The organism is Allobacillus halotolerans (genome assembly GCF_018967645.1).
Classification (GTDB): Bacteria; Bacillota; Bacilli; order Bacillales; family Alkalibacillaceae; genus Allobacillus; species Allobacillus halotolerans.
Genome location: NZ_JAHLZF010000025.1, coordinates 1 through 24,768 on the forward strand (window position 1 = coordinate 1; position 24,768 = coordinate 24,768).

Annotated in this window: 20 protein-coding genes and 1 pseudogene; 3 read left to right on the plus strand and 18 right to left on the minus strand. The window is 37.7% G+C overall.

The features are described 5' to 3' along the window. Window positions 1–385: pseudogene (locus KQ486_RS12735) on the minus strand (hypothetical protein); the annotation flags it as partial. 255 nt (window positions 386–640) lie between these two features. Here KQ486_RS12735 and cuyB point away from each other — a divergent pair. Continuing rightward, complete coding sequence (gene cuyB / locus KQ486_RS12740; RefSeq protein ID WP_216687839.1) at window positions 641–1,363, plus strand: cysteate racemase; 723 nt, start codon at window positions 641–643, stop codon at window positions 1,361–1,363. Window positions 1,364–1,430: 67 nt separating this feature from the next. Here cuyB and KQ486_RS12745 read toward each other — a convergent pair whose 3' ends face one another. The 17 genes from KQ486_RS12745 to KQ486_RS12825 all read right to left on the minus strand — a co-directional run bounded on the left by KQ486_RS12745 (window position 1,431) and on the right by KQ486_RS12825 (window position 23,139). Continuing rightward, a complete protein-coding gene (locus tag KQ486_RS12745; RefSeq protein WP_216687840.1) occupies window positions 1,431–2,354 on the minus strand; it encodes a D-alanine--D-alanine ligase family protein in 924 nt (307 codons plus the stop codon). A 21-nt stretch (window positions 2,355–2,375) separates the two neighbouring features. After that, window positions 2,376–3,485, minus strand: a complete 1,110-nt coding sequence (locus tag KQ486_RS12750) for a UDP-N-acetylmuramoyl-tripeptide--D-alanyl-D-alanine ligase (RefSeq protein ID WP_216687841.1) — start codon at window positions 3,483–3,485, stop codon at window positions 2,376–2,378. 22 nt (window positions 3,486–3,507) lie between these two features. Further along, the gene (locus KQ486_RS12755) at window positions 3,508–5,073 is read right to left on the minus strand and encodes an ATP-grasp domain-containing protein (RefSeq protein ID WP_216687842.1); all 1,566 of its coding nucleotides are present in this window, start codon (window positions 5,071–5,073) and stop codon (window positions 3,508–3,510) included. 29 nt (window positions 5,074–5,102) lie between these two features. After that, window positions 5,103–6,527 carry an acylphosphatase gene (locus KQ486_RS12760; protein ID WP_216687843.1) on the minus strand — a complete coding sequence of 475 codons (1,425 nt, stop codon included), beginning with the start codon at window positions 6,525–6,527 and terminating at the stop codon, window positions 5,103–5,105. A 19-nt stretch (window positions 6,528–6,546) separates the two neighbouring features. After that, a complete protein-coding gene (locus KQ486_RS12765) occupies window positions 6,547–8,184 on the minus strand; it encodes an acylphosphatase (RefSeq protein ID WP_216687844.1) in 1,638 nt (545 codons plus the stop codon). Window positions 8,185–8,222: 38 nt separating this feature from the next. Then, window positions 8,223–9,854, minus strand: coding sequence for an acylphosphatase (locus KQ486_RS12770; protein ID WP_216687845.1), 1,632 nt, complete (start codon window positions 9,852–9,854; stop codon window positions 8,223–8,225). Window positions 9,855–9,878: 24 nt separating this feature from the next. After that, entirely contained in the window at window positions 9,879–11,267 is a 1,389-nt protein-coding gene (locus KQ486_RS12775; protein ID WP_216687846.1) for an ATP-grasp fold amidoligase family protein, read from the minus strand. Then, window positions 11,248–13,401, minus strand: coding sequence for a glycosyltransferase family 2 protein (locus KQ486_RS12780; RefSeq protein WP_216687847.1), 2,154 nt, complete (start codon window positions 13,399–13,401; stop codon window positions 11,248–11,250). Before KQ486_RS12780 ends, KQ486_RS12775 begins: the two co-directional genes overlap by 20 nt. 4 nt (window positions 13,402–13,405) lie before the next feature. Beyond that, the gene (locus KQ486_RS12785) at window positions 13,406–15,280 is read right to left on the minus strand and encodes a glycosyltransferase family 2 protein (protein ID WP_216687848.1); all 1,875 of its coding nucleotides are present in this window, start codon (window positions 15,278–15,280) and stop codon (window positions 13,406–13,408) included. A 44-nt stretch (window positions 15,281–15,324) separates the two neighbouring features. Further along, window positions 15,325–16,863 (minus strand): ABC transporter ATP-binding protein, encoded by a 1,539-nt coding sequence (locus KQ486_RS12790; RefSeq protein ID WP_216687849.1) that lies wholly within the window; start codon window positions 16,861–16,863, stop codon window positions 15,325–15,327. 27 nt (window positions 16,864–16,890) lie between these two features. Further along, window positions 16,891–17,682 carry an ABC transporter permease gene (locus KQ486_RS12795; protein ID WP_216687850.1) on the minus strand — a complete coding sequence of 264 codons (792 nt, stop codon included), beginning with the start codon at window positions 17,680–17,682 and terminating at the stop codon, window positions 16,891–16,893. Window positions 17,683–17,713: 31 nt separating this feature from the next. Further along, a complete protein-coding gene (locus tag KQ486_RS12800; RefSeq protein WP_216687851.1) occupies window positions 17,714–18,508 on the minus strand; it encodes a glycosyltransferase family 2 protein in 795 nt (264 codons plus the stop codon). An 8-nt stretch (window positions 18,509–18,516) separates the two neighbouring features. Beyond that, window positions 18,517–19,650: a glycosyltransferase gene (locus KQ486_RS12805; protein ID WP_216687852.1), complete on the minus strand. Its 1,134-nt coding sequence runs from the start codon at window positions 19,648–19,650 to the stop codon at window positions 18,517–18,519. 15 nt (window positions 19,651–19,665) lie between these two features. Beyond that, a complete protein-coding gene (locus tag KQ486_RS12810; RefSeq protein WP_216687853.1) occupies window positions 19,666–20,772 on the minus strand; it encodes a glycosyltransferase in 1,107 nt (368 codons plus the stop codon). A gap of 150 nt (window positions 20,773–20,922) precedes the next feature. Next, on the minus strand, window positions 20,923–21,792 hold the full coding sequence (gene galU, locus KQ486_RS12815) for a UTP--glucose-1-phosphate uridylyltransferase GalU (RefSeq protein ID WP_216687854.1): 870 nt from the start codon (window positions 21,790–21,792) through the stop codon (window positions 20,923–20,925). A gap of 24 nt (window positions 21,793–21,816) precedes the next feature. Further along, window positions 21,817–22,758, minus strand: a complete 942-nt coding sequence (locus tag KQ486_RS12820; protein WP_216687855.1) for an LCP family glycopolymer transferase — start codon at window positions 22,756–22,758, stop codon at window positions 21,817–21,819. A 240-nt stretch (window positions 22,759–22,998) separates the two neighbouring features. Then, the gene (locus tag KQ486_RS12825; RefSeq protein WP_216687856.1) at window positions 22,999–23,139 is read right to left on the minus strand and encodes a hypothetical protein; all 141 of its coding nucleotides are present in this window, start codon (window positions 23,137–23,139) and stop codon (window positions 22,999–23,001) included. 138 nt (window positions 23,140–23,277) lie between these two features. Here KQ486_RS12825 and KQ486_RS12830 point away from each other — a divergent pair, with 138 nt between their 5' ends. Further along, window positions 23,278–24,474, plus strand: a complete 1,197-nt coding sequence (locus KQ486_RS12830) for an MBL fold metallo-hydrolase (RefSeq protein ID WP_216687857.1) — start codon at window positions 23,278–23,280, stop codon at window positions 24,472–24,474. 24 nt (window positions 24,475–24,498) lie between these two features. Further along, window positions 24,499–24,756 (plus strand): DUF3006 domain-containing protein, encoded by a 258-nt coding sequence (locus KQ486_RS12835; protein ID WP_216687858.1) that lies wholly within the window; start codon window positions 24,499–24,501, stop codon window positions 24,754–24,756. Window positions 24,757–24,768 lie beyond the last annotated feature (12 nt).

Consider the following 24,768-nt stretch of genomic DNA (forward strand, 5'->3'; position numbering starts at 1 on the left):
CTTCATATGTAGATTCTTTACTATCTTTCTCGGAATCTAGCTGCTTTTTCTCCTGATTCTCTTCCTGATCTTCAATTGAATCCGCTGATTCTTTTTGATCCCCATCAGATTCATTACTTGATTCTTTTGATTCTGACGTTTCACCTTCATGATCAACGGTATCGTCAGTTGATTCTTCACCAGCTGATTCATTCGTACTGGTTTCATCTTCAGTTTCAATTGTTTCGGATTCCTCCGACTCGGCTTCACCGCTTTCATTCTCACCGACTTCAGTATCTTCTACAATTGATTCATCACTTTCCTCAGCACCAACCACCGACGGCACCATTATTAAGAAAAAAACAAGAAAAATTGAAACTAAAAAAAGATTTTTCTTTCGTTTCAAACAGAATCCCCCTTCGTAAATATGTCTCTACTTCAGTTTAAAGACTATCACTTCTTTAAGTAAGAAGAAAAATCATTTTCTCGTATAATGTTACCATGATATCCCAAAAAAGTTTATACTACTTTTGAACGAATATAAAGAAATATTAAATTTTTATTGCATTAAGTAAATATTATTGTGAATTGGCGGGAATCATTATATTATGTTTAGGTAGAAAACTTTACTATATGAAGATAGAAAGTGTGAATAACAAAAATGAAAACAGTTGGAATATTGGGAGGCATGGGGCCAGCTGCGACTGTAGACCTCTTTAATAAAATAGTTAACCAAACTCCAGTTAATGAAGAAAAAGACCATTTACCAATAGTCATTTATAATAACCCTCAAATCCCTTCAAGGGTTGATGCGATTTTGAGAAACGGTCCAAGTCCACTACCAGCGTTAATTCAAACCGCACAAGAATTAGAGAAACTTAATGTAGATTCAATTGTTATGCCTTGTCATACAGCACACAATTGGTATGAAGAGCTCCAAGATGCGATAAAAACACCTATCATTAACATGGTTACCAATACCTATAATATATTAAATAAGAATAAATTCTACCATCATAAAAAATTATTATTATTGGCTACCCCTGGAACTATTGAACGTAAAATTTATAGTAACCAATTTATGAATAGTAATATTGAACTTATTACGCCTAATGAAATAGAGCAAAGGACTGTTTCAGAGGTAATACTTGATGTAAAGAAAGGTGAACAGTTACCTAGTAAGTCTCTTAATAGATTACTTAATATCTTGCAGAATTATGAGCAAAAAGGGGTTGTTGGCGTTATTGGTGGCTGTACCGAAATTCCTTTGATTTTTCCATATGTAAAAAACAGTATGGTAAAGATTGATCCCACCTTACTATTAGCCCGGCGAGTAGTTTTGGAAATGTCAGAAACTAACCTTCATAATCAAAATTTAAATTAAAATCACAAAAATTAAGGTGACCAACTCCTGTGGAGAAATTGGTCACCCTTTTTATTGCCATTTTCCGTTAATTCTTCGCCAATTTTATTAGGTGGGAAATTAATTGATCATAATTTAAACCATAAGCATTAGCTGCGTCTGGGAATAAGCTAGTTGGTGTCATTCCCGGTAAAGTATTAACCTCTAGCATAAATATTTCCATCTGGTCAGTCACAATAAAATCAACTCGTGAATAATGTCTACATCCTAAGGCTTTATGAGCATTTATTGCATATTCTTTTAAGGATTTTTCTAATGAAGTTTCAATATTAGCAGGGCAAACATGTTCGCTACCACCCTCTGTGTATTTTGACTCAAAATCATAATATTCATTCTTAGGTATAATTTGAATGACAGGTAAAGCAACTGGTCCATCATCGTCCAATATAGCTACTGTAAACTCTTGTCCTTTTACATAATCCTCGATCAATATTTCTTTATCATACTTGAATGCATTATTAACACTTTTTTCTAAATCGCTCTTTTCCTTTATAATTGAAAAACCAAAGCTTGATCCCTCTCTATTAGGTTTTACGATAATAGGATATGAAAAGTTTGAATTGACAGTGTCTAATTTCAAATTTAGATCATCTGAATTCGAAATACTTAAGAAATTTGCTGTAGGAATATTCTTTTGATTAGCAATTTCCTTCGTTAAGGATTTATTTATTGCCAAGCTAGATGACGTGTGATCAGAACCTATATATGGCTTACCTAACAATTGTAGTAAGGCTTGTATTTTCCCATCTTCTCCATCTTTACCATGCAAAGCTATATAAATAAGATCATGGCTTCCAATTTCAACAATTAGTTCATTAAGTTGGTTTATTTTAAAATCATATAGAGAAGCGTTATAATCTTGTTTTATTAAGGATTCATAAATACCTTTTCCTGTTTTTAAAGATACTTCACGCTCACTGGATTCTCCTCCATAGATCACCAATATTTTCATAAATTAACCTCATCCCTCTGATTAATGTATGCTTTTGTAATTTTTAAGCAAGAAATCTACTACCCGTTTTAAATTTGTTGCCCTAGACGCTTTAACTAGTAAAGCCGTATCTTCTGAAAAGGCTTCATTAATTGCATTAATAAGTTGTTCTATATCATCGTAATGAATCAGTTTCTCTTTCGGAAACCCTACCTCAATTGCTTTCTCTCTTATATACTTTGAACTCTCACCGAACAGATATACTTGATCTAAATTATAATTGACTAACGAAGAGCCTACTTTCTCATGACCTTCTTTCGTGTAATTCCCCATTTCTACCATATCACCCAGTAAGGCAATCTTCCTTTTACTACTAACAAAATCATTAAGAACATTTAAGCCTGATATCATTGAGGCAGGATTTGCATTGTATGAATCATCAACCAATGTTCGATTACCTTCAAAGTTATCAACGGTTAATCTTCCTCTAGGTAAGTTTACTTCTTTTAATCCTTCTCTAATTTGGTCTGCGGTTACGTCGAGTTGGTCGGCAATAGCTATACCAAACAATGAATTAATTACACTATGCTCTCCAAGTAAGTTAATGAACATACTCTCACTTTTTCCATTTAACTTCACATCAAACGTCATACCATCTCTGTTATAAGAAATGTTAGATGCTACATAATCTGATCCAGCTGTCCTTCCTACTTTAATAATTTTTCCAGGAAAGTATTTTGTATTAATTAACTTTGAATTATCGTCATCATTATTTAGTAGTAGGATCCCATCTTGTTTCATATACTTCATCATTTCAGATTTTGACTTAGCTACATCTTCAATGGAAGAAAATCGCTCGAAATGAGCATGTCCTATAGCCGTAATTACTCCTATACTCGGTTGAATAACAGTGCATTGTTTCTTTCCTCTACCTTTTTTGCTCATTGCCATCTCAATAACAACAGCCTCATGCTTATCGGTAATATCCTCCACATGTTCTCTTGTTTTATTAGGCAGATTGAAGTTTTTTGGTGATTTATACGTATTATATTTGGTAGCTAAAATTGATGCAGTTATTTCTTTTACTGTTGTTTTTCCAAAACTTCCTGTGACTCCAATAGTAGGAATATCTAAATACATAGTCGGTTTCATATGAGCGACCTCTTTTCAAACCTTATTTATTGATTTTATTTTTAAGCTTTCTTAAGGGAGCAGTTAACTTCCATGATTTACTGTCCTTCATTTTCGTAATTTCTTTTTTTAACTTCCTGATCTCCTTATCCTTTTGACTCACTTTTTTCAACATTTTTGAATCGCCAATATAATGATCATTAAATGTAAAACCCACTCTTATCGGCTTGGTATAAGGGCTTTCTTTAACTTTTGAAATATACTTTTTGGATTTGAGTTGATCAATGAAATAAGCCACATCTTGACTGTTTCCAGCAATTGTTATTTCATATCTATTCTTTTTAACTAAATTTAGTTCGCCATTGAATAGCATTTTATGAAATCTTCTTCTAACAAATTTCTGTAGTTTATCTATTTCCTGTTTGGAATAAAACTCTATCTTTCTTGAAATCAAATTAGGTTCATAAGGGTGATCAGGCAAAGTAAAACTTTTTAACCTGTTATTTAAAATATGCTCTTTAACAAAAACATAATCAAAGTAATACCGAGGTGTTGTTTCACTATAATCTATACCTGTAGTCTCTGGGAAATAATAATCAATAATGGCTCTCGGGATCGGGTGCGCCTTACCTTTTATTGGATAAAGGTGGTTCCTTATTGACGGGCGCGTATTTATCTCTAAAACGGCATGACGCCCAGTACTTTTATCATAAATCACATCAACTCCACCTTGTAATAAACCCGGAACTGATTTAACTGCTTGAACTAAGTCCTTTTTCACATCTTCAGGAAGTTCTTGAGTGGCATCGATCGGATCACCACCAGAGGAAACATTGTTCTTCGTTTTTAAGCGGACAAATTCCCCTTCAGAAGGAATAGAATTAATGTTATAATCTTGCTTAGCAAGCTCTCTTTTAACTTCTTCATTAATTGTTACTTTCATATTATAAGTTCCTGGGATCTTTACTCTAATCTGATTTTTCCGTTTCAACAATTCTTTTATAGAATTCTTTCCATCACCTATAACATGAGGGGGTAACCTCCTAAACGCACCAATAACTTTATCTCCAATTACAAATGCCCTATAATCTTCTCCTTCAATATATTCTTCTACTATAATTTCATTTATATTTAAATCATTCTTTAAGTAGTTTATGTTATCAAACAATTCTTTGAAATCATCAATACCTGTGATAACTCCTCTTCCACCTTTCCCATCTAGAGGTTTAATAACCAATGGGAAATCCAAGTGATTAATACTCTTTTTTATCTCACTTTCATTTAAACTTGAAAGTACTAAACCTTGTGGAACATTAACATTTTTCTCAGCAAGGAATTCTCTCGTTTTCTGCTTATTGACACATATATCTATTGCTTCCTTCGACACAACATTCGGTCTGGTATGTGTAAAAACAAGCTTGTTATCACCTGAAGATATTGAATACCTAGGCTCGAATTTTCCACTCCTGTGATAAATATTTTTGAATGAAACCGTTAAGCCTCTTCTCCATGCTTCATATGCGATTGAATAGACGCTAACTGCGTAGCCAAACGCTTCATTTGGGATAGTTCCATTAAGTTCAGGAAGCCATTCATATTCCTTTTTCATAAATAATTCACTCCAATTAACCAGATCTTTTATTTCCTAACTTCAAATCCAATATTAATTTGTTTATCCCATTCTTTTTCAATTAATTGCTGAACAACAGAGCGCCTAGACCCTGCTTTACATACCTCTTTAAATTCTTTAATTCGCATCTCATCTACTGCACCTAATACTATAACTACGTTCCCGTTTTTCAAGTTCTTTACATACCCATTTATCCCCAACTCAATTGCATGCTTCTGAACATATCGACGATAAGAAACACCCTGAACTTTACCTTTTACTATAAATTTTCGTGTTATTAACGAATATTTTGGTGGTTTAGTAATTTGTAAATCGCTAACCAATTGATTTGTCAGTAACTCATTCACTTTTTTATAATTAAAGTATACTTTGTTATCCAAGTTAAAACCTTTTGTCTCAGGAAAATAATAATCAATGATTTTTTCCTCTACCCTTATTGGCTCTCCAATAGCAGGTAAAATATGCAACACAATCCCTGCAGTTGCATTGATTTCAAGAACAGAAGCTTGTTGATCATCATAAATCAAATCAACACCACCCTGTTGTATATCTGGCAATGCCTCAAGTGCTTTTATAGCTTGTTCTTTGACATGCTCTGGTACTTGGCTAATATTTATCGAATCACCACCGGACGAGACGTTGGCTTTACCACTCAGAAATATCTTGGAGCCCTGCTCAGGAACTGCTTGAAGCGTTAGTCCTTGATTATTCAAGTAGTTTTTTAATTCATCCGTAATTTTAACTAATCTAGTGGATAACTGTGGATTTTTCTTTCTTTCTTTATTTCTGCATTCAATTAAATATTCTATGGAATGTTCACCGTCACCAATAATAGACGCAGGCTCTCTCTTTGTCGCTGCTACAACTTCTCCACCTACGATATATACTCGAATATCGTCACCTGTAATATACTCTTCGACTAGAACATCAATGTAATCAAGCTCATTTCGAATATAATTAACCGCATACTTAATATCTGCTTCCGTTGTTACATTAGTAAATACACCATTACCAAGACTACCTAAAGTGGGTTTAATAGTAATCGGTCTATTGAGACTTAGAGCATAGTTAATTATATCTCCAATTGAGTGAGAGCTATTGAAGTTCTGACCGACAGGGGTATTAACACCGCTTTGTAATAATAGTTTCTTAGTTTCGAATTTATCCCCAGCTATATCCACTGCTTTATTTGAAACCAAATCTCCTCTAGACCGATAAAAAAAGTGTGTTTTATTACCATCCGATAATGAGAAAATTTTTCCTACCGGGGTAAATCCAATTAACTTTATATTACTTTCGGGTGGAACTTCATGATACCACCTTAACGTAAGGCCGCGACGCCATCCTTCTAACGCCAATAGAAATGCATCCAAATTAAATCGTCGAGCGCCAGCCATCATAGGCTTTGTTAACCAATAAGGAAAATTACTCACTAAATGATCTCTCCCTAAGTTATCTTTTTAGTTTATCCTTCACTTTTCTCAACGGTTCGGTAGCTTTCCAAGATCGACTGTTATAAATATGCTGAATATCCTTATTAACTCTATTCAGATATCGTTCTTTATTAATCAAATCTTTTTCCATTCTTCGATGTGTATAATTGACAGATTTAGGATTCGTAGCTTTAAATTTCTCTGTAATCTCAAAGCCTATTGTAATGGGTTCATTGTGCATTTCTTCCTTAATACTATTTACTGTCGCATGCTGAGGGCAGTTTTTAATTTGTTCTTTAAACTCGTAAAGCTGTTCACTCTTTTCGGCTGCCACTATAATTTCGATTTCATCAAAAACATTATTTTGTATAGAGCCATGAACGCCTATCTCAAATGCTTTCTTTTTCAGCCATTGATGATAGCTATATTTTTGGACGTTGCCAATAACAGTAAACTTTCTCATTGATAAGTTTTCTTGAGGTGCAGGGGCTACCTCGACTTCTAATGCTGTGCGATTTTCCAACGGTTCTAGCACTTCGACCAAATCAAAATAAATTTTTGATTTGGATGTATCAAAACCTTTTGTTTCTGGAAAATAGTAATCGACAATAGCTTTCGGAATATCTCTTGCTTCACCTTCTAGTGGATAAAGGATGCCACCAATTTGAGCCGTTGGATTGATTTCAATAACCAAACCTTCCGCATCAATATTCCTATTTTCATTAATAATGATGTCTACACCCGCATGAAGGAGGCCAGGAATTGCTTTTACAGCATCAATAGCTATCTGCTTTACTTCATCTGAAATGGAGTCTGTAACATCAATTGGGTCTCCACCAGATGAAACATTTGTTTTTTGTCGCAAGTAAATTTGTTTACCCTTTGCCGGAACACTCTCCAGTGTATAACCGAATGATTCGATAAATTCAAGTACTTCGATATCGATATCAATTAAACAGCTATTTAAACGCGCATTTTTGCGTCGTTCTCTATTTTTTAATGCAATTAATTCCTCAATTGTATGAACCCCGTCGCCTGTAATATTTGCTGGCTTTCGGTTATATGCTGCAATTACTTCATCTTCTATGACATATACCCGATATTCTTCACCCTTAACGAATTGTTCAACGATTACTTCCCCATAACCTAAATCTTGTCGAACATACTCTAATGCTTTTAAAAACCCTTCGTCATCTTGGATATTCGTGACGACGCCATTTCCTAAACTTGCATTTGTTGGTTTAAGAACAAGTGGATAATCAAGCTTTTTACTGTATTTAATAATTTCTTCATCTGTCGATTCAGCTTCAAATCCTTTTCCTAGAGGAACTGGAACACCTTTTTCGAGTAAAACTTCTTTTGTATCATCTTTTTCTGATCCAATCTCAACAGCGCTATTTTGAACTTTATCTCCTCGTGTTCGAAAGAAGTAGTGAGTTCTCTCTTCCGAACTTAGTGAAAATAGTCTGCCAGGTGGATTAACTCCAAAAATAATCATGTCTTGAAAGTGTTCGGAGTCTTTGGTGTACCACTTCAATTTTAGACCTCTTCTCCACCCTTCTAAAGCAACGGCGAATGAGTCTAGTCTTGTTTTTCGTGCATTTTTGACAATTTCATTTGTCAGTTGAGGTAAACTAATACCTTGTTGTTCTTCCATTTTATTTTTTACGCCTCCTAAATCTCACTTCCACTACATTACTTCTTGACTTTCTTGACCAATCCACCGACGATTCGAATTGGTGTTGAAACCTTCCAAGAAAGACTTTGCTCCAATTTGCGTCTCTCTTTTTCCGACTTCTTGATATCTGATTCAATACGTTCTAGATCTTTGCGCATTTGTTTAATTTCATCAATTTGAGTTTTGAGCTCTCGTTTCACTTCAAATCCGATATTTACATATCCGGTAAAATTACTTTTATATACATATTCGACTTGACCTCGTTCTGGATCTTCATAAAAACCATTTTCAAAGTCATCTACCATCTCTGGATCAGTACCGGCAACTACTACTTCCATGTCTCCGCCTTCTAATCCTAAGACATATCCGTGTAATCCTCTTTCAAAAGCCTGTTTACGGAGTCCACGATGATAGCCGATATTCGAAACTTCACCAGTCACAATATATTTCTTTTTGTAGATCTTTCCTACAGGTGCAGGTGTAACTGTTGTAACTGCAGATTGTCGATTGATTAATGGTTCAATGACATCATAAAATGGGAAGTACATTGAGTAATTATCGATTGTAATCGGTGCTGTTTCTGGAAAATAATAATCAACAAGTGCCTTTGGAATATCCCTAGACTTTCCTTTAATCGGAAATAAGATTCCACCAAGTTGTGCTGTCGGGTTAATTTCCAATACAGCAGCTTTCTTCAGTTCTCCATTGGTTTCATTCATCAAGATATCTACTGCGCCGTGTGTAAGGCCTGGTATTGATTGCAATGATTGAATTGCCAATTCTTTTACTTCATTCGGGATGCTATCTAATACATCAATCGGATCTCCACCCATTGATATATTACATTTTTTACTTAAGAAAATTTGTTTTCCTGCTTCAGGAATAGAATCAAGAGTTAAGCCTTTTCTTCCGATAAATTCTTTGATTTCTTTACGGTTTTTAATCTGGCAGTTTATTAATCTTGGGTTCTTTTTTCGATCATTATTTTTTTGTCTGACGAGTTCGCGAATGGTGCTTTTTCCATCGCCTGTCACATTTGGCGGAAGTCTTTTAATTGCACCAACAACTTGATTGTCTACGACATATAAACGAAGATCGTCACCCTCAATATGTTTCTCGACAATGATATCTTCATGTGGAAATTGTGCTTTTAATTCATTGATCGAAAAATCGAGTTCTCCTTCAGAAAGGATATATGTGAAAACACCTTTACCTAAGCTACCGTCTTTAGGTTTAATGACTATTGGAAAACCTATTTGTTTAGCGTATTGGATTATATCTTCTTTCGCAGTATTATTAGGAAATGATTTTCCTTCAGGAACTTGGATATTGTGTTGTTTCAAAATTTGTTTTGTAGCTGTTTTATCTTTCCCAATTTGAACTGCCTCGTTGGATACAAGGTCTCCACGGCTTCGAAAAAAGTAATGCGTTCTTTGACCGTTAAATAATGAGAACAACTGGCCGGGCTCATCCACAAACCACGTTTCCATTTCTTTGAATTTTTCATTGTCCTTCACATGCCACTTTAACGTCAACCCTCTGCGCCAACCTTCTAAAGCGATAGCATATGAATCGAGATAGTTGCCTTGAATTCCATCTAATATTTCAGGCGGAAGATGATCCAGCCATTGATTATCTTGCTCGTTCATTGTTGAAAGCCTCCATTTTATTCTCTATGCCTTAAGTATATCGCTAAATGCGTCAAATTTCTTCCCCTGTAACATGTCTGTCACTAATCGATTTTCGGCTCCTAGGAAGCAATCGCCCAACCAACGATCGATTGTTTCCTCAAACTCATCATAATTGCCGGGTTTTGGAGTAAATTCTCCAAAAACTAAACCATTTTCTCCCCTCAAAAAGTCGATTCGCATGAACGGGGATGGAATTTGTCGACTGATTTCATTGACTTGTGCTAATTCTTGTTGGGTGAATCCTTTTCCTACGAACAGTTGATCATTGTATTTACCAGTAAGCAATGGTTTCCCTTCAGAGGTCCACCAACAATATTGCATCTCTGGGTATCGGATGATCTCCAAAACCAGGGGGGTTTTTCCGTAAAAACTATAGAATTTCAAATCTCTAGCAGGATGTTTGTTGTCTTGGTTTTCATAAATTAATTCTTCATAACCCCAAGAATCCTCGCTAACCCATTTTGTTTCTAAGTCTTTTTCCATTTGCTCGAGAAGCTGGTCGGTATTGTGTAGCGTCTGATTTCGTTTAATGTCGACAATATCGTTTGCTGTATGTAATAGATAAACACCGCGAGCTCCTGCTCCATTCAACGGTTTAATAACGGTCCCTTCATGTAAAGGCAGCTCATCTTTCGTATAGCCTTTCTTACTCGTTGTAGGTCTTCTGACTCCTAATTGATCTATGAATTGGTATGCTACCGATTTATCGTCCAAAATCCAATCAGAAAGCGGTCCGTCCAATTGGTGTTGGCGAATTCTTTTCGTTAAGCTTCCTCGAAATGATGAAATTGACTGTAAAGAGAGTGGATGATCAGTTAATGCACTGCGCACGAGGGGCTCCGAGACGTCTTCTGCCGCCATCGCTTTAAGCAAATAATCGAAAACGACTAACTGATATTTTTTCATTTCTGGTCGGTTAAATAGTCGAATTGCGTGATGGAATGTATCGAGATAGTTTTGATCATGTACCTTTTTTTGATTTACGAGGTCCTCTATAAAATCAATCAGATTTCCCTTTTGATGTTCGTCTGTCAAGGTTTGCATCATCTGATACGTGTTTAGAAGACGGTCGTCCATGCGAAGCCGATTCAATTCGGTTTGTAACGTGTAGATGGATGATTGGATGGTTGCTAATCTGTTTTTTATTTCTTCGTTTGAAGATGAGTCAGAATCTACATTTGTAGACTTCACTTTACTTCCTAATTTCCACGCACGGCTATTTTCAATTTGTTGAATCTCTTTTTTTCCACTATTGATTTCTCGTTTAATTTGTGCGATTTCACTTTCCAGTCTATACAACTTTTTAGCAAGTATTTCATCATCCATTTCGGTATCGCTAAAAGAAGCTTGATTATTGTTTGATTCGGTCATATCGATTTTCCTCCTTTGTGTATAGACTGAAAAATTCTTCGATCATCTTTTGGTATTTTTCGGGTTCTGCCTTCGCATGAGGCCAATTTTTTGTAGACAGATCTATGCTTCGCATTTCACGAGCATGGTTTTCATATAATTCTTCCCTTAGTGTGTTGTCAGCCACATACCACTTTCCTTTTCGGTTGAAGTATTGGAGTAATCGATGTGATGACAACCTTATTGGTTGAATTTTACTAGATCGTATACTTTCTTCATCATACAAAATCATTTTTACTGTCTGGGCTTGTACTTCAGGTATGAATTTTTGAATTTCTTGCAATCCATTCAAACCGTAAACGAATAATAATGAGCAGGAAACTCTTTCTCCGTAAGTAATCATTTGAATGGTATCTCCGTTAATTTCAGCCCGGAATGATTGATCAATTATTTTCGAAGCTTGATGTCTGTATTCAATTAATTGGACAAATCCAATCCGCTTCCCTAGCTTTTTTAATAATTGTAGTTCTTGAATCAATCGGTCATTTGATTGACGAAAATCTGTTGCGATAATGATATCGAAATGTCTTGTTTTCCATTTCGCTTTTTTTCGTTCCGGTTTCATTGGTTCAGGTACTGGAAAAAGCCGCTCTCTTTGGTGTTGTGGATAACCGAGTGTATCTGCTTGATTATGAAACGACTCAAAACTTTCAACGTATTCTTTTCTTGCTCCTTTAAAGTGGCCATCATAGCCAAAAGCACTACTGGCCGTCAATGAGTTCGTTGATTGTCTTGGTAGTGATAACGGTCCTGTTTCCAAGTCGACGATGCTTTCTTTACCGAATACATGAACTAACCGGCGTTTATACTCCCCGTCACCTGCAAAGCGGACTTCATCCCAGTAACCGACTTTCGTCATGACAGGATTTTTTCTAAACATTAAGGAAGACATATTCGGAAAAATGAACTTGCCAAAGAGTCCTCGTCGGTAAAAATTCAAATCCTCTGTCAATCTAGCATGCTCACTCGTGTTCGCAATTATCTCAGGATTCTTAAGCAGGTGGTCCACCTGTCGCTCAATTTTCCTTGGATGTGACCAATCATCTGCGTCATTGACTGTCACAAAGTCCCCAGTGGCATTCGTCAATCCAATGTTCCGAGCGACGTAAGGTCCACTATTTTCTGGCGTGTGCAGAAGTTTTACTCTACTGTCTTTCTCAATATAAGACTCGACAATTTGTGTCGTATGATCGGTACTTTGATCATCAATCACAAGCAGCTCAATGTTTTTCCAGCTTTGACTTAATATTGAATCGATCGCTGTTTCGATTCCATTTGCCGCATTATATACGGGTAATAATATCGATACTTTTGGTCCATGTTCAATCGCTTTTTCCGGCCTTGTTGCTGCCAATCGATCATACAGGCTCGTTGCTTTTTTGGAATGAAGGTAAACGGTCTCCAATCCGTAATCCGTGAAAACTTGATTGACCCAGTCTAGTTTTTCATTTACCTTTGCCTCTACATTACTTAAGGCAAGCAGTACATCAGGATTTTTTTGAAGTGTGTCGGCTCGAAGGAGAATCTCTTTTGCCATGACTGGGCGATCAAGGGTCATCAGTAGCTCTGATTCCATGATGGCTAACTGTTGAATTTGTTTATGATCACCTGCTTCGTTGGCCAATACTTTCACATAAGACAATGCAGATTCGGCGTCAAAGCTTGTATATCGGTTGGCATGCCATAATAATAGTTCTTTTGCGATGGCAATTTTTTCGTACGTATTTTTCGGATTGGCGAATTTTTTTCTTAAGTCTTGCAGGACAGCTTCTTCCAAACCGTATTCATATAAGTACATTCGGTATTTCTTCAGTTGATTTTCTGCATGTTTTCGTCTGTAGGATTTGCTGTACAGTTGTCTAGGATCTCTCCGTCTCAGCGCGATTCCACCAAGTAGTTTTACTTGGCGAGTCGTGTTTCTTTTTAGTTTACCGACGGATTTTACGAAAGACTGAATTTCGCCGAACGTCCTTCTTTTCTGCTTCAATTGCATACGAATCTCGTTGCGCTCCCGGAGCAACTTTTCCTTTTCTATTTCTTTTTCTTTCATTTGTTCAGCAAATTCAACTTTCGAGATCCGATCCTGTTCTAACATGTGCCTATTCTCCCTCATCCACCATTTCTATCATTTCAGCAATTGGACGATTCATATAGATAATGTGATTGACATCAAAATACTCTTCTACCGACTCAGCTGTATCTCCTTGACTCTCCGCTTTGACAAATGTCTGTGTCGAGTGGATTGCCGGAATAAACTTCTGCTTAGGTGATAAGATGTCTGATTGGTAAATAACCAAATAGTTTGTATCGATCTTTTCTCCATAAACGATAAACTGTACGTGTTCTTCATCAAGTTGCTCGAGAATCGATGGCTGTAGTTGGTCTTTTTTCGATAGATCATAGTTGTACATTTGGACTAAACCGATTCGATTGAACTTTTTCTTTAACTGTTGTAGTTCATTCGCAATCGGAATTGCGATATAGTCGTAACGGAAATCAGCAACGATGATCACGTTGAATGGTCGTTTTCCATCGACTTTTTCTTCCTTGTTTGGCCACATTGGTTCCGGAACAGGGAATGGTCGTTTATATTGATTCATTGGATAATAGAGAAAATTGTTATTGGCATGGTAGTTCTCGAGCATTCCAACATAATGCTTACGAACTCCTTTGAAATGGCCGTTATAGCCAAAGGCTGAGCTCCCTGTCAACGATGCGGTTGTCTGTCTTGGTAGTGATAATGGCCCAGTCTTTAAATCAACGTATTTTCTCTTTCCAAACACTTGGATGATTCTTCGTTTGAATTCACCATCAGCTGCAAACCGAACAGAATCCCAATAGCCGATCTTCTGAAGAACTGGCTCTCTTCTGAACATGATGGAAGACATATTTGGGAAGATATATTTACCTGGCGTACCTCGACGATAGAACGTCAAGTCTTCTGTCAACCTTGCATGTTCAGATGTGTTCGCGATGACACGTGGATTTTTGATTAAATGATTTACTTGAATTTCGATTTTCTGGGCGTGTGACCAATCGTCTGAGTCATTAATCGTTACAAAGTCACCTGTCGCCTCTCGGAGTGCGATGTTTCGTGCGACATATGGACCACTATTTTGTGGTGTTTGCAATAACTTCACACGACTATCCTTTTCCATAAAATCTTTGACGACTTCGACCGTATTGTCTGTACTGTGATCATCAACGACAAGAACTTCTAAGTTGCCCCATGTTTGAAGAAGAATCGACTCAATTGCCGTCCGTAAACCTTCTCCTGCATTATAAGCCGGTATAATAACAGATACTTTCGGGCCTAACCGTTGAGTTAATAGCGTTGATTCCATCCATAAGTCGTCATAGGTTGGTTCTTCTTGGTCTAAAAAGGTGATTCGCTCTAAGTCATACAAGTCCATGACTTTATTCATCAAGCTTAATTTGTCGCCAATGTTTGTTTCATGATTTACCTTTGCTAAGTAGAGGTCAGGATGCTCTTTCATCCGTAATGCCTGATCGATGACATTCTTTCCAGTGTTTTGAGCATGCAAAAGATCACAGCATTCCGCTGTGATGATAGCTAGTTTTCGAAGTTTGTCAGGATTCGTTTCTCCGCGAACAGCGCGTTTGATGTATGGCAGTGCTTTTTTAGCTCCTTCTGCTGTATTCCGGTCCATATGCCAAAGAGCAATCTCCCAGGCGATCTCTCTTTTCAAAGAGATGCTTTCTGTCGTTTGGTAAAAGTTCTCAAAGTCCTCGAGTGCTTTTGTTTCAAAGCCTAAATTATATAGGTGGTATTTCAACTGCTTCATTTTTTCCTTCTCAGCGGAACGCTTTCCACCACTGATGAGTTTTTGAAGCATCTTTTTTTGTTTTTCCGGCAAGGCATCGCCGATTGCTTTTCGCTGTTTTTCTGTCAACAACGAATAAACACCAACGTCGATTCCTTTTTTCACTGCTTTTTTGACTGGATTAACCATATTGAATCCCACCTTCTAAAAAGATTGGCTTTCATTTTTTTAATCTATTGTTTCTTCTTCTGCATAGTCACTGGTTTCGATACAACTTTCTTTGGTGTTCCCGTCATCGCTTCTCTATATTTCGCTACGATTTCTTCTGCTGGTCCATCATCGATGATTTGTCCTTGTTCCATCCAAATTGCTCGGGTGCAAACTTTTTCTACAAAACCCATGCTGTGGGATACGATGATGACTGCTTTTGCTTTTTCCATCATATCTTGAATGCGCTCACTGGCTTTTTGCTGGAACGCAACGTCGCCTGTGGATAGTGCTTCATCGATAATGAAGATGTCTGGTTTAAGAACAGCTGCGATACTAAACCCAAGTCTCGATTTCATCCCACTTGAATATGTTTTCACTGGGCGATAAATGGCTTTGCCGATTCCTGAGAATTCAACAATTTCACCATACTTTTCTTGTACGCGTTTTTTTGGGATTCCCAATAACATAGCGTTCAGATAAATGTTATCTTCGCCAGACAGCTGGGCGTTAAATCCTGTTCCATAACCTAGAAGGCTCGATGTTTCACCGTTGACCTCTAACTCACCTTCATCTGGTTTATAAATTCCGATCAAAAGTTTGCAAAGCGTACTTTTACCTGCACCATTATGACCAATGATCCCGACGACTTCGCCTTCTTTAATTTCAAAGCTCAATCCTCTATTTGCCCAAAACGGTGTTTTTCGATTCAAGTTGAATTTAAGGCCAACGTTTTCTGCTTTGACGACAGGTTTGTCCAACACGGTCGTTTCTGTTTTGTTCAGTTGTAAACTCTGACGTTGTCTAGGCTTTGCTTTTGGTAATGTTGCACGATATTTTTGAATAATCTCTTTCGGGTTACCTTCATCTCTTACTTTTCCGTTTTCCAACCAGAGTAAACGGTCACAGTTTCGTTGTGCAAAACGCAGACTATGCGTAACCATAATAACCATTTTTGCATTTTTGACGAGTTCTTTTAGTTTCTCAGAAGCTTTTTTTCCAAAACGGGCATCACCAGTGTTCAGTGCTTCATCAAGGATTAATATTTCTGGTTGTAAGTGAGCCGCTACACTGAAACCTAGTCTCGCTTTCATACCGCTGGAGTACCGTTTCATCGGTTGATCGATAAATTGTCCAATTTCTGAGAAGGCCACAATTTCTTCAATATATTCATTAATGACCTTTCTGGAAATTCCAAGCATCATACCATTCAAATACACGTTCTCTCTTCCGGTCAATTCCCCATTGAAACCCATGCCATAAGAAAATAGAGCTGTTACTTTTCCGTCAACTTCGATTGAGCCTCGATCAGCTTCCAAAATTCCGGCGACCACTTTACTTACGGTCGTTTTCCCAGCCCCGTTTGATCCAATGATTCCTAAAATTTCACCTTCATGGCCATCGAAGGTAATATCCTCCAATGCCCATGTTTCTTTACTTTCTTTATCTTTTTTCTTACCCGTAAACAAACGAAATACTTTTGACTTAATATCATCTTTATCATGATTGACAAAAGCTACGCCTACGTTACGGGCTTTGATCACATCTTGTGTTTTTTCGGTCATCACAACCAACTTCTTTCTAAAATACTATTAAAGAACTTTAATAATCTTATGTTCATTCTTACTATAATGGTTGATCATCAATACGATCACGACGAGTGAAATCACAAAGATGACTGCCAATCCAATAAAGTCAGGTGTCGTATTGAACATTAAAATATCACGATAAGAGTCAACGATAATCGCAATCGGATTATAATCAACGACCCACTCTAAGTTGTAATCCGACCGTGCCAATCGGCCGCCTTCCCAAATAATCGGCGATGCATAAAAGAGTACGCGAATGACATGGGACATGATATTATCAATATCTCTGACAAACACATTAATATAAGCTAAGAAAAAACCTAGTGCCATCAAAAATACTAATGTAACCAACATAATGAGTGGCAAAAAGACGACTTCCCAGCCAGGGATGATTCCATTGAATAATAAAAACACTGCGACAACGATTAAACCAAATAAATAGTTGAAGAGCTGTGAAAATGTAAACGATAATGGAAAAATTGCTTTCGGTAAACTCACTTGGTTAATGATCGAACTGTATCGCAAAATCGATTTTGATGCACTGCTGATGCTCGAACTGATCCAACGCCATGCGACGAGACCTATTACGAGGAACACTGCATAATTGAAGTCATCACTTTCACGGCCTAGAACGATTACGACCAAGAAGAAATAGACAACCACATTCAGTAATGGATCTAACAGCCACCAAAAATAACCAAGGTAACTGTTTCGGTGTTCTGCTTTCAGTCCTGATTTAATTAAATAATATAATAAGTCTTTTCTTTTTAAGATTTCCTGAATATATGATTTCATAACTAACTCCTACTCATATTTTACTGAACCTTCAGGCTTGTTTTTTACTCATCTTCGTTTTCAATACGTTTTTGATTCCTTTAAACGCATAATGAATAAAATAGTAGCTGCTCTTTAGCAAGTTCTGATGCTCAATCTGACGATACACATACCATTGACCTTTTGCTGCTTTCAATTTATTACTGGAAACGGTATTATGTCCCAGTCGATATTTTGCAAGTACCTCTGGAAATCCATAAGCCTTGAAGCCTTGTTTGGTTAGTGTTAACCAATAAGCATAATCCTGTCTTCTCCGGATGTTTTCCATCTCTTGATATCCGACCTTTTCTCGGTCAATCATGACAGTCAAACAGCCAATGACACAGTGCTTCATCAAGTCATGGTAGCCTACCGATTTAGGCGCCTTTGATGTATGTCCAGTCAGTTTTTCTTCATCATCCATTCGAACATATTTCGTAAATGAAAATGCAATGTCGTTTTCTTGCATAAAGGCTAATTGCTTTTCCAGTTTTGTCGGAAACCATTGGTCATCACTATCTAAAAATGCGAGGTATCTGCCTTTAGCTGCTTTCATAGCTGTATTTCTCGCAACTGCAGCGCCACTGTTTTCTTTTAACTGGATCAGTCGCACGCGAGAATCTTTTGTTGCATATTTTTCAACGATTTCAACTGTCCGGTCCGTCGAGTAATCATCGACAACAATTATTTCGTAATCTTCATACGTTTGAGCTAAAACTGAATCGATTGTCCCGCGAATCGTTTTTTCTGCATTAAATGCGGGCGTGATGACCGAGACTGTTGGATTGTTATGATCTGATTGTTGCATTTCATCACCTATTTTATCTCTGAAAGCCATTCATCATATAATTCAACTAAATGATTGGCTTGCGTTTTCCAATTCAATTGATCCTGTACAGCTTTTTTACCGTTTTCACCCATTCTGCGGGCTTCTTTCGGATTCTCTCTTAAGTATTCAATCGCTTCATATATCGCTTGCTCATTGTACGGATCGACGGCAATGCCGCATTGATACCGCTCAATGAATTCTTTCCAACGTTCAAAGTTCGAACAAATAATTGGCAAACCTGCATTCATGTATTCGAAGAACTTTGTCAGTTCCTTTTTTAAGTAATGATCTGTTGGCGGAAATAGAGCCACACCTGCTAACCAATTCGTATTGAGGTAGCTTTGTTCAATTTCTTCTTTTGGTATGAATTGATCAATACCACGGATATGGATTCGACCCTTGTGTTCACCGGCAACTTGCTCAATTTCATCCGCAAACTTTCGTGGACATTTACCGATAAAGTGCATTTGAATCGTCGGATGAATATTTGGCAGGTTGCCGTGAATTTTTGCGCCTCTTTCCAAATCCACATTCCCTGTATAGATTAGCTTGTCCTCAACTGATTTTACGTAACGACGATGTGAAATGAATTTTTCGTTTACTGTTGGGTAATTTAATACCCATTCGCCTGTTGGGTAAATCTCTTGATAGTATTTCTCTGCCAACACTTTTTTAAAAGGTTTTGTAATTACTTTCTCAACTGAACGGAAACTCTTTTTGATGAATAGCTTCATAAACTTATTTAAGTAATCTTTTTTAATTAAACTCGTCACGAAATCTTCATGCACATCGTACACAACAACATTATTTTTCTTTTTTAAAAACCGGGCAACGAGCATCAATTCCGGGTCATGAAAGTGGTAAACATCTGCTTTTAATTGCTTTGCGATTTTGTAAGCTTGCCATGGTGCAAAGAGCATCCGCTTTAATTTTCCTTCATATGTTTTCAATGGTATGTGTGTAATTTCTTCACTCAACTCACCAGTGTTCGGATCTTTTTGAGCGAGTAGCGTTACATCGTACCCAGCTTCTTGAATGGACAAGCATTCTTTATGGTAAATTCTTGGGTCAAACGGATGGTGCACGGTTGTCATATGAACGATTTTCTTGTTTGACCGCATAGGCTCATCTCCTACTCATTTCACTGCTTCTTGAAATACTTCTTCGTACTGTCTGACAATCTTATGGACATCGAAGTCATTTAACCGTTCGTATCCTTTTTCGATGATTGCTTTTCTTTCTTCATTTGGTAACATCAGAATTTCTTCCATTGCTTTAGCCAGTTTTTCTGCATTTCCTATTGGCACAAGCTTCGCGTATTTACCATCTTCCAATACTTCTGTTGCACCTGGCTCACACTTTGTTGAAACAATCGGAACACCTGTAGCCAATGCTTCAGCCAATACGTGACCAAAGCCTTCTCGTTTCGACGTCAAGACGAAGAGATCTGCTCGGTGGAAAAACGCATAAGGGTTGTTCTGAAAGCCGACTAAATGTACTCGGTCTTGGATACCTAATCGCATCGCTTGTTCTTTCAATTTCTCTTCCAGTGGTCCTTCACCAAGAATCAATAACTGTGCATCTACTTTTGTAGCAAGTAACGCGAAACTTTTGATCAATGTCTGCTGATCTTTATCTTCGACTAGCCGACCAGCAGTGACGATGGTTTTCTTATCGTTTGTTACGTAATCATGTTCTATGTTTTCTTTCATTTTTTCACGAATTGATTTTGCATCGATCGGATTATAGATCACTTGCACTTTCGTTTTGTCTGCATTATAGCGGCGGATCAAATTCTCTTTGACGCCATTGGATAATGCGATCACTTTTGTCGCAAATCGATAGAAAAAGCCATAAATCTTAAGTTTGGCATTCGTTTTTCGGTCGCCACCTAGGAAAGCCGCTTCCCGAATGACATTCTTCGCACGTGTAAACGATAATATTCGTGCTAAAATCGCGATTACATTGTAGTTGGGAATCGTACTGAAAACGATGTCCGCTTGCTCTTTTCGAATGATTTTCGCTAACGGAAAAATAGACTTCCGTAATCGCTTTGTATCGAGTTTGATAAATTTAATATTTTTATTTAGAAATGGTTCATAACTACCTTCGTAATTGCACGTAACCAATACAGGCCGAAACTTGTCTTGGTCGATGTTATTCAGGATGTTCAAGAACGTTCTTCCTGCCCCACCTGAACCTAAAAAGTAAATAAAAAAAACGACGGTTATTGGCTTTTTCATGCCATGCCTTCCTTCTAAATTGCAAAGTTATACTCAAGAAATTATACCATATTGTAGGTGTGAATTAAATTTAATAGATAAAGCGTGAATTTTAACAATAATCAAGAGACTAACGACAAAAATCCTCCGAAAATCTGGAGGATTTTTTGATCACGATTTATCAACCAACTCTTTTAAAAACGGCAATAAATCTTTTCTGATATCTTCTCTTTCCAAAGACATTTCAATCAGCGTGCGAATATAACCGGAGATTTCACCGACATCATAACGTTTACCTTGAAAGTCATAGGCAAAAACGGATTCGGATTCATTGAGGCGTTGAATGGCATCCGTCAATTGAATTTCATTCCCGGCGCCTAGCTCTTGATCTCCTAATAAGTCCATAATCGCAGGTGTCAGAACATATCTACCCATGATTGCTAGGTTGGATGGCTCTTCGCCTAATGCTGGTTTCTCGATAAAGTTTTTTACTTTATAAAGTCTTCCGTCCTTTTCGGATGGATCGATAATTCCATATCGGTCGGTCTCTCCATCCGGTACAGTCTGTACACCGATTACAGATCGTTGCTTTTCATCGAATTGGTCAATCAGTTGCTTTAGTCCAGGTGTTTCAGCTTGAACGATATCATCACCTAACAGAACAGCAAAAGGTTCATTACCAATGAACTTTCGTGCACTCCATACGGCATGTCCAAGTCCTTTTGGTTCCTTTTGACGAATATAATGGATATCAACGTTCGATGACTTTTTAACCTTTTCTAATAAATCGAACTTCCCTTTTTTCTCTAGCGTTTGTTCCAATTCTAACGAATGATCGAAATGGTCTTCGATCGCCCGCTTTCCTTTACCTGTGACAATAATGATATCTTCTATTCCGGATGCTATTGCTTCTTCTACAATATATTGAATCGTAGGCTTATCAATAATAGGTAACATTTCTTTCGGTAATGCTTTTGTTACCGGTAAGAAGCGAGTTCCTAAACCTGCTGCAGGTATGATTGCTTTTTTAATCTTTTGCATGATTAACCCTCATTTCAACCGTTTTTACTTTTGTTTTTCATGTTCATCCACCAATTGTTGCAGTCTCACTTTCTCTTCATCCGAAACCACATAATACCAGATACCATTCATTCTCGAGCCGCTTCCCTTTACATCTTCACGGACTGTCTCTGAACGTGTTCCCCGATAGTCCATGAATAATTTACGCATTTCTTCCATTTGTAAATTCGTTTCTACGTTTGATCCTAATGCATCTAAAATGTTTTGTACTTTCGTAAATGACCCGAAGCTCATTCCTTTATCGATCATCGCGTCGATAATTTGTTGTTGACGATCATTTCTACCTAGGTCACCTTTAGGGTCTTGTTTTCTCATACGAGAATAAGCTAATGCTTCAGTTCCATTCAAATGTAGTTCGCCTGTTTCGAATGTTTTTCCGCTTTGGGTAAATTGACGATTGTTCTGAACAGTCACGCCGCCAAGTGCATCGACGCCATCTTTAAGACCTTCCATATTCACTTTGCCGTAAAAGTGTATCGTCGTATCTAAAAAGTCCTCGACTGTTTGAACAGAAAGCTCTGAGTTACCGAATGCATAGGCGTGGTTGATTTTATCCATACCTCTGCCTGGAATGTTGACATACGTATCACGTGGGATACTGAGCATCAGCATTTTATTCGTATCCGGATTTAAGGATAGGAAAATCATTGTGTCTGACCGACCTTTATCGCCACTCCGTTCATCGACACCTAACAACAATGCGTTAATTGTATCTCGATCTTTGAAGCGTTGTTCAATTTCTTCTTTCTTTTCTTGGTCTGAATCGAGTGGTTGATACATCTCTGAGACGGCGTTGTCTACTTGTTTATATAAATAGGCAAAGTAGATGATGCCTGCTAACAGCAATACTCCCAGCACAATTAAAACAATTTTTAAGCCTTTTTTGTTTCCTTTTTTTTGGTTGCGTTTACCTTTTCTCGTTTCCATTTATTCGATCCTCTCTATTAGTTCTTTAAAAATCGTCTTTATTAAAGTCCGTTGTTGATATTGTGATCCGCTATCGGTGGGCGCTTTCCGCGGGCACGGCTCGAGCCTCCTCGGAAGAAAGGCACTTCCTGCGGTGTCTCGAGACTCGTGCTATTCCCGCAGGAGTCGCCACCTTAGCTTCTCACAATTCAACAACTCAGTGTATATCATTCGAAAGTCAACAATAAACCTTAACAGATTCTAAAAATTAAACAAGTCGCTCCAGTCAAAGTATTTTCTGAATAGGTCTGCGTCTGTTTGTGTGAAATATAGATAAGTAATTACGATTCCGAATACTATGTAAATCAAGCAGCCTAGTTGTAGTTTCTTTTTACTGTCCATCACTTCACTTCCTTGCTTCCCTTCATTTTACCTGGATTAGTGATTTTTGTCACCAGTTTGGTTATTTTGTTGCATTGTGATTTTGTTTGTTTCTTGGTTCAATGAGTGAGGGAATTCGTTTGGAGGCAAGGAAACACCATGAAAAAAATCACTCTATTATTATTGACGTTTATTCTTCTAGTAAGTTGCAGTGAAATGGATGCAAAGGAAAAAGATGTCGAAGAAGGGCCGAATGAAGCGCTTGAAATTGAGCAAGCAGAAGAAATCAATCAGGATGTTGAAGAAGTAAGCAACTCCGAAAAAGCTTTAGCAGGGAATTTAACCGTCCACTTTATCGATGTTGGCCAAGGCGATGCGACATTGCTTCGTGCGACGGAGGATGAAGAAACTTACAATCTATTAATCGATGCCGGTGATTGGACAGGGGATGAAGTCGTCCCTTACTTGCACTCTCAGTCTGTTGAGTCATTGGATGTTGTCATAGGAACTCATATCCATGCGGATCATATCGGCCAATTAGATGAAATAATTCAAGAATTTCCGGTTGAGGAAGTATGGATGACGGGTAATGTACATACGACCGGTGCATTTGAAGATGTGTTGGCAGCCATCGAACAGTCTGATGCATCTTATGTTGAGCCGCGTTCTGGCGATGAGTTTGAAATCGGGCCGTTCTTGGTGGAAGTCTACCACCCGACTGAACTGTCTGGCGATTTTAATGATGACTCGATTTCAACGCGAGTGACTTATGGAGACGTGAGCTTTTTATTTACTGGCGATGCTGAAGCTAGTGCTGAAGAAGAAATGCTAGCGAGTGGATTGGATTTGAAAGCAGATATTTTCCAGCTTGGACATCATGGATCTAGCACTTCCAACACACCGGATTTTGTTCAAGCGGTTAACCCGGAAATTGCCATCTATTCGGCTGGTCTAGACAATGATTACGGTCACCCGCACCATGAGACGGTTGAACTGATGCGGAAATTGGGAATTGACTTGTATGGGACCGATGCGCACGGCACGATTGTCATTGAGTCAGATGGTAAAGATTTTTCGGTTCAAACGGAGAATGAAGCCACCGTTGAGAAAGAAAAGCCTGGTTTTCTGAAAGATGTAAAAGAGGAACCTGCAAACCCACATGACTCGTGCATCGATATTAATTCAGCTAGCTTAGAAGATTTGTATGATATTGTTCACATTGATGAAGTACGTGCAGAGGAATTGATCGAGCTACGACCACACCATTCATTGAATGGCTTGAAACGAATTTATGGAATCGGTGAGGGCCGGGTGGCTGATATTAAAGAAGAAGGAATAGCTTGTGTGAAAGAATGATTGTACAGCTAAGGAGGTCATCGAATGAGTAAATATGAAGGGGTACTTGACCGTATTGAAGATGGACAGGCGGTTATTTTAGTGGAGGATGATAAAAAGGATTTTCTTTTGCCTGCTAACCGTTTACCGGACTCAGTTCAAACCGGTAGTCAGGTTGAAGTGACCATTGAGAATGGTGAAGTCAGTGACATAATGCTTATTGATACCAACGCTGATCGAAAAACGTCTTTAGAGAATCGGTTGAGTAAATTGCGCAGTGAGCGTAATGATCAGAATAAATAATATTTCTTAAAT